The sequence below is a fragment of the Nocardia sp. NPDC003345 genome (genome assembly GCF_053589395.1).
Genome location: NZ_JBSFRU010000384.1, coordinates 1 through 5,630, shown reverse-complemented (window position 1 = coordinate 5,630; position 5,630 = coordinate 1). Strand labels below are relative to the sequence as shown.

Here is a 5,630-nt window from a genome sequence, read left to right as displayed (position 1 = left end):
CAACGGATTCGCGTCGCCGGTGCCTTTCTGCCACAGCTGCGAGACGGTCGCGATCTGGCGGTTGCCCTGGGCGACCAGCCGGGTGGCGTTGGGCTCGATGGCGATGATGGCGTCGAGATCGCCCCGTTCGTACAGCGCCAGATTGGCGATCGGCTGCCCCGGGAAGATCTGGAACTCACGTTCGAAATCGATCCCGTTGACCGCCAGGCCCAGCGCGGCCGCCTTGTAGGTATCGGAACTCGCCGGTTGTACCCCGATCCGTTTACCCCGCAGATCCTCGACCGAGGCGATATCGCTGTCGGCCGGCACCAGCCAGCGTCCGTGGTTCCAGAGCTGGGGTCCCACGATCACCACATCGTGTCCGGAGATATTGGCCTCGGTGGCGCCCAGCGGCCCGAAGGCGAAGGTATCGAGCAGGCCGGTCAGGAGGTTCTCCTGCCCGGTACCGACCCCGCCACCCCCGTCGCGGACCAGATCCAGGCCGTGCTTCGCCGCGAGGCCGAACTGATCGGTGATCGGATCGATCACCGATCCCGCCGTCCCCGGTTGTACGGCACCGATCTTGATCGGGGGCAGCGGGTTACCGTTCGCGTCGACCGCTGTGGTGGTGGCACCCCCGCAGGCGACCAGCAGCGAACCCAGCCCGAGTCCCCCGGCCAGCGCGGCTCCGGCCCGGAGGGCCTGCCGCCGGGTGACGGCCGGTCCGAGGGCGGATTCGCGGGTGAAGATGTTGCCACGTGGTGCGGACACGGGGTCTCCGTTTCTGGGGTCGGATCGCTGTCAGGCGATATGGGCGATGATGTCGCGGTGCAGGTCGAACAGGGCCGCGTCCTCGGTGGAGCGGGGGCGCGCCAGGGTGACCCGGATGTCCCGCACGACCCGGGCCGGGCGGTCGGCCAGCACCACGACGCGGTCGGACAGGAACGCCGCCTCGAGGGCGTTATGGGTGACCAGCAGCCCGGTGACCGAGCGTTGGACGAGCAGGGTCTGCAGCAGCAGCCGCAGCCTGCGGCCGGTGAGTTCGTCGAGCGCGCTGAAGGGTTCGTCGAACAGGACGACGTCCGGGTCCACCGCGAAGGCCCGGGCCACCGCCACCCGTTGCCGTTGCCCGCCGGACAGCACCGAGGGATACGCGTCGGCGTACTCACTCAATCCGACCGCGTCGAGCAGCTCCGGAACGGCCGCGACGCTCTGTCCGGCGGATTTCGCGGCGATCGCGACGTTCTCGGCGACGCTGATCCAGTCCAGCAGCCGCGGCTGCTGGAACACCATCCCGGTCCGGATCGGGCCCGTTCCCGCGCCCACCCGGATCACCCCGGAATCCGGCGCCTCGAGTCCGGCGACCAGATGCAGCAGCGTGGTCTTGCCGGTGCCCGAGGCGCCCACCAGCGAGACCAGTTCGCCGGCGGACACTTCCAGCGAGAAGCCGTCGAAGACGGTCTGCACGGTGCCGTCCTTCTTGCTCACAAAGGATTTGGAGATATCGCGCAACTCGATACCGGCGCTCATACCGCGGACTCCTTACGCCAGCGGGAGACCCGCCGTTCCAGGGTTTGCAGGACGCCGTACTCGATGGCCGTCATCACCAGCGCAAACGCGATCGTCCAGGCCAGCACACCGGCCACATTGTGATTGGAGAACTCCAGGTTCAGCTGGTATCCGACTCCGCTGGCCAGTCCGAAGATCTCGACCAGCACGATCACCTTCCAGGCCATCGCGATACCGAGACGGGCGCCGGTGAACAGCGAGGGTGCCAGGGCGGGCAGCCAGATCCGGCGCAGCCGGGTCCACGCGCCGAAGCGGTACACATGGGCCATCTCGTGCAACTGCGGATCGACGTCTCGGACACCCTGGGTGATGTTGACGATGAGGGCGGGCGCGGCGGCCAGTGCCACGGCCAGGATCGGGTTGACCATGCTGATGCCGAACCAGATCACGCAGAGCAGGGCCTTCACCAGCCCGGGCGTCACCAGGCCCAGCAGCACCGCGGGTTCGAGGAAGCGCTGGATGTACCGGTTACGTCCCATGGCGATTCCGAGCACCACCGCGGCCAGGAACGCGACCGCGAAGCCCAGCAGCACCCGCGTCAACGTCACCTGCAGATTCGTCCACAGCGATCCGTCGCCGGCCAGTGTCACCAGCTCATCGGCGATCGCCCCGAGTGACGGGACCAGCGGGCTGTTCATCCGCGCCGCCATCACATTCCAGCCCACCGCCAGCAGGATGATCAGCGTCAGCGGCGGGGCGATCACCCCCGCGGCGGTGGCGGCGCGCGAGGCCCGGGCCGGACGCCGGACCGGTGGCGTGCGACCGGCCCGTCCGGTCGTGGGCTCTGCACTCAGGACAGTCATGGGAATCCGTTCGGTCGGCCAGCGACGCCATGCGTCGCCGGCGGAGCAGCGTGTGAATGGTGGGAGGCCCGATATCGGGCCGGGTCAGGATGCGGGAGGGCGAGACGTACCGGGCGACGGACAGGAGCGACAGCCCGGTGGGGCGGTCAGGAGGCGCGCGGGCCCGTCACCGACACCAGGAGTTCCAGTCCGGCGCCGAGCGCGGCGATCGTGGCCCGCTGGTCCGGCGGCAGTTCCGAGATCCGGGCGAGGATGATCTCGGTCAGCTGCCGGCGGCTGCGCAGGAACAGCTCCCGGCCGGATTCGGTCACTTCGATCAGGTTGACCCGGGCGTCGGTTTCCGAGGTGCGGCGCGCGACGTCGCCGGATTCCTCCAGCCTGCGGACCGTTCGCGAAACGCTGGCCGGATCCACGCCCTCGTGCGCCGCCAGTTCCGACATCGACAGCGGGCCGAATTTGACGATCGCCGCCAGGGTGCTGCGCGCGGACTGGTTGGCTCCGGCACGATCCATCATCCGGAACTGCCGGGCCGCCTGGATGAGCGCGACCTGCACCCGCTCCACCGCCGCCGGGAAATCCTCGTCGGCCGCCGCGGAATCGGACGGGGTCATCGGCGGTCCCTTCGTGCGGTGGCTTCGCGGGCGGGGTGACCCGGCACTGTGTGGTCGTCATGCCGGTTCCCTTCGCTCGCGGGTGCCGGTCTCCGGTTCGTGGCCGACGCGAAAAGGTTAACAATGATCAAGCAATTACCAGTGGTACTGCACGGCGGCACCGGGTCGGGACCGACGAGCTCGCTCTACGATCAGGCCAGCTCAAACCCCTGTTCCCGTACCCGGTGCGGGGGCCGGCCGCCTTTGCGATCGCGGCGATCCGAATGCGATCGGTGACCGCTCAGCGCTGGGTGTTCTCGACGATCCAGGCCGCGATCTGGGTTCGCGAGGTGAACCCCAGTTTGTTGAGAATGTTCTCGACATGCCCCTGGGCGGTGCGCTGGGAGATCACCAGCTTCGTGGCGATCTGCCTGTTGCTGAGACCCTGCGCCACCAGGTCGGCCACCTGGCGCTCGCGTCTGGTCAGTTTCGGTGCCCGCTCCGTCCCACCACCGGCCTCGGCGGCCGGGACACCGAGCGCGTAGGAGACGGCCGCCTCCATACCCATGGCGCACCCCTGCCGATGCGCGGCCTCGTACCGGCGATCCCCCAGTGCCGCACGAGCCGAGCGTTCACATTCCTCGTGGAAGCCGGCCATATTGTGGAAGACCGTCGTCACCCGCGCGCCCTTGGGCCACAGCCCTTCCGCGGCGCCCATCAGCACCGCGGCGCGTTCGGCCCCGGCCGGGGTATCGACAATCCAGGCCAGGGCCTCGAGACAGAACATATTGATCACGCTGCTGTTCAGCCCGCTGTTGACCCGCAGTGCCTCCTCCAGCAGTTCCCGGGCCCGCACCGAATCACCGTCGCGCCACACCGCCACACCGACGCCCCGCAACGCGGCGGCCCGGTGCAGCACCTCGCCGCGCGGTTCGGTGATCGCCAGCACCTCCCGGTAGTACTCCCTGGCCCCGGCGGGATCGCCGCCGAGTTCGTGCGCCCAGCCGTTCAGCGTGAGCGCGCTCATCCGTAACTGACACGCCGGTTCCGACCGCGTGAGTTCGGCGGTGCGCTCGAAACAGGCCGGTGCGGCCTCGGGTTCACCGCGGGACATGGCCAGCAGGCCCTCGCAGTACGCGATCTGCGCGCGCACCATCGGCGCGGGATCCGTCCCGGCCAGCTCCCCCGCGGCGGCCAGCGCATCGGCCGACGCCTGGAACTCCCCGTGGGTCGCGGCCAGTTTGGACGCGGCGCACAGGGCATCGATCCGTTCCGGTGCCGCCCCGGTACCGGCCCGCTCGAGCGCCCGCCGCAGCCACGACCGCCCCTCCCGGTACATACCGCGGAAGTTCCAGAACTCGAAGAGCCCGGTCGCGATACGCAGCCCGGCGGCGGCCGCGGCTTCGGTATCCTCGGCCAGGCAGTACTCCAGGGCATCGCGCAGATTGGACTGTTCGCGGGCGAGCCGGGCGATCCAGGCCGGTTGTTCCCGGCCGATCCAGCCGGCCGCCGCGTCGGCGCACAACCGCTCGTACCATTCGTGGTGGCGGCGGCGCAGTTCCGGTTCCCGGCCCTGGTCCCGCAGCACCTCCCGGCCGTAGTCCCGCAGCGTCTCCAGCATCCGGAAGCGGACGGCGCCATCGGATTCCACCCGGATCAGGATGGATTTGTCCACCAGCGAGGACAGCACGTCGAGCACACTGTCGGGCGACGGATCGAACGCGCAGACCCCTTCCACCGCATCGAGTTCGCAGGCTCCGGCGAATACCGACAGCTGGGCCCACAGTTGTTGTTCGGCCGGAGTGCACAGCTCGAAACTCCAGTCCATGCACTGCCGCAGGGTCTGCTGGCGCTGAGGGGCGGTCCGCCCGCCACGGGTGAGGACCGGTTTGCGGATATCCAGCCGCTCCAGGATCTGTTGTGGCGTCATCGTGGCCAGCCGCGCGGCCGCCAGTTCGATGGCCAGCGGCAGCCCGTCCAAGCGCGCGCAGATCCGCGCGACGGCGGCCTTGTTGTCCTCGTCGAGTTCGAATCCCGGTACCGCGGTCGCGGCACGCTCGGTGAACAGGTTCACCGCGTCGAAGCGCGGCATCCCGAGCAGACTGGGCTCCCGGTCCGGATCCGGCACGGTGAGCGGGGCCACCCGCAGGACCGCCTCCCCCGCGATATTCAGCGGTTCCCGGCTGGTGGCCAGAATCCGCAGCCCGGGGCAGCCCTGCAGTAGCGCCTCGTCCAATTCCGCGACGGGATCGACCAGTTGTTCGCAATTGTCCAGCACCAGCAGCGTTTCCCGGGTGCACAGATTCTCGACGAGCACGTCGATGGTCGGACGGGCCGCCTGGCCCCGCACCCCCACCGCGGCGGCCACCACATCCACCAGGATCGCGGATTCGGTGACATCGGTCAGATCGACCAGCCACACCCCGTCGGCGAAATCCCTGCGCACCTGCGCGGCGACCCGCAGGGCCAGCCGGGTCTTGCCCACTCCGCCGGGCCCGGCCAGCGTGACCAGCCGCGCGGTGGACAGCAGATTCTTGATTTCCACGACCTCCGAACGCCGGTTGACCAGACTGGTCAGCTCGAGCGGGAGGTTCCCGGTGGAGTCCGGGCCGATCGGCCGGCGTTGCGCCGGTATCCGGGGTTGCCCGGGCGGGTCCGCAGCGGTGCCGCGCTCCTGCAGCGCCATCTC

Annotated in this window: 5 protein-coding genes; all 5 read right to left on the bottom strand. The window is 69.5% G+C overall.

Features of this window, described 5'->3' with window-relative positions; all coding sequences use genetic code 11:
* Positions 1–750, bottom strand: a 750-nt coding sequence (locus ACWDU1_RS28680) for an ABC transporter substrate-binding protein (protein WP_450003212.1), incomplete at its 3' end; no start/stop codon positions are given.
* Positions 751–780: 30 nt separating this feature from the next.
* On the bottom strand, positions 781–1,509 hold the full coding sequence (locus tag ACWDU1_RS28675) for an ABC transporter ATP-binding protein (RefSeq protein ID WP_450003210.1): 729 nt from the start codon (positions 1,507–1,509) through the stop codon (positions 781–783).
* Positions 1,506–2,351 carry an ABC transporter permease gene (locus tag ACWDU1_RS28670; protein ID WP_450003209.1) on the bottom strand — a complete coding sequence of 282 codons (846 nt, stop codon included), beginning with the start codon at positions 2,349–2,351 and terminating at the stop codon, positions 1,506–1,508. The genes ACWDU1_RS28675 and ACWDU1_RS28670 overlap by 4 nt, the downstream gene beginning before the upstream one ends.
* 146 nt (positions 2,352–2,497) lie before the next feature.
* Positions 2,498–2,962, bottom strand: coding sequence for a MarR family winged helix-turn-helix transcriptional regulator (locus tag ACWDU1_RS28665; protein WP_450003207.1), 465 nt, complete (start codon positions 2,960–2,962; stop codon positions 2,498–2,500).
* Between the two features lie 280 nt (positions 2,963–3,242).
* The coding region (locus tag ACWDU1_RS28660; RefSeq protein WP_450003206.1) for an ATP-binding protein at positions 3,243–5,630 on the bottom strand (2,388 nt) is incomplete at its 5' end.

Coding starts and splice junctions, on each gene's coding strand:
- ACWDU1_RS28675 (WP_450003210.1), bottom strand. CDS start 1,509: ATGAGCGCCGGTATCGAGTTGCGCGATATCTCCAAATCCTTTGTGAGC.
- ACWDU1_RS28670 (WP_450003209.1), bottom strand. CDS start 2,351: ATGACTGTCCTGAGTGCAGAGCCCACGACCGGACGGGCCGGTCGCACG.
- ACWDU1_RS28665 (WP_450003207.1), bottom strand. CDS start 2,962: ATGACCCCGTCCGATTCCGCGGCGGCCGACGAGGATTTCCCGGCGGCG.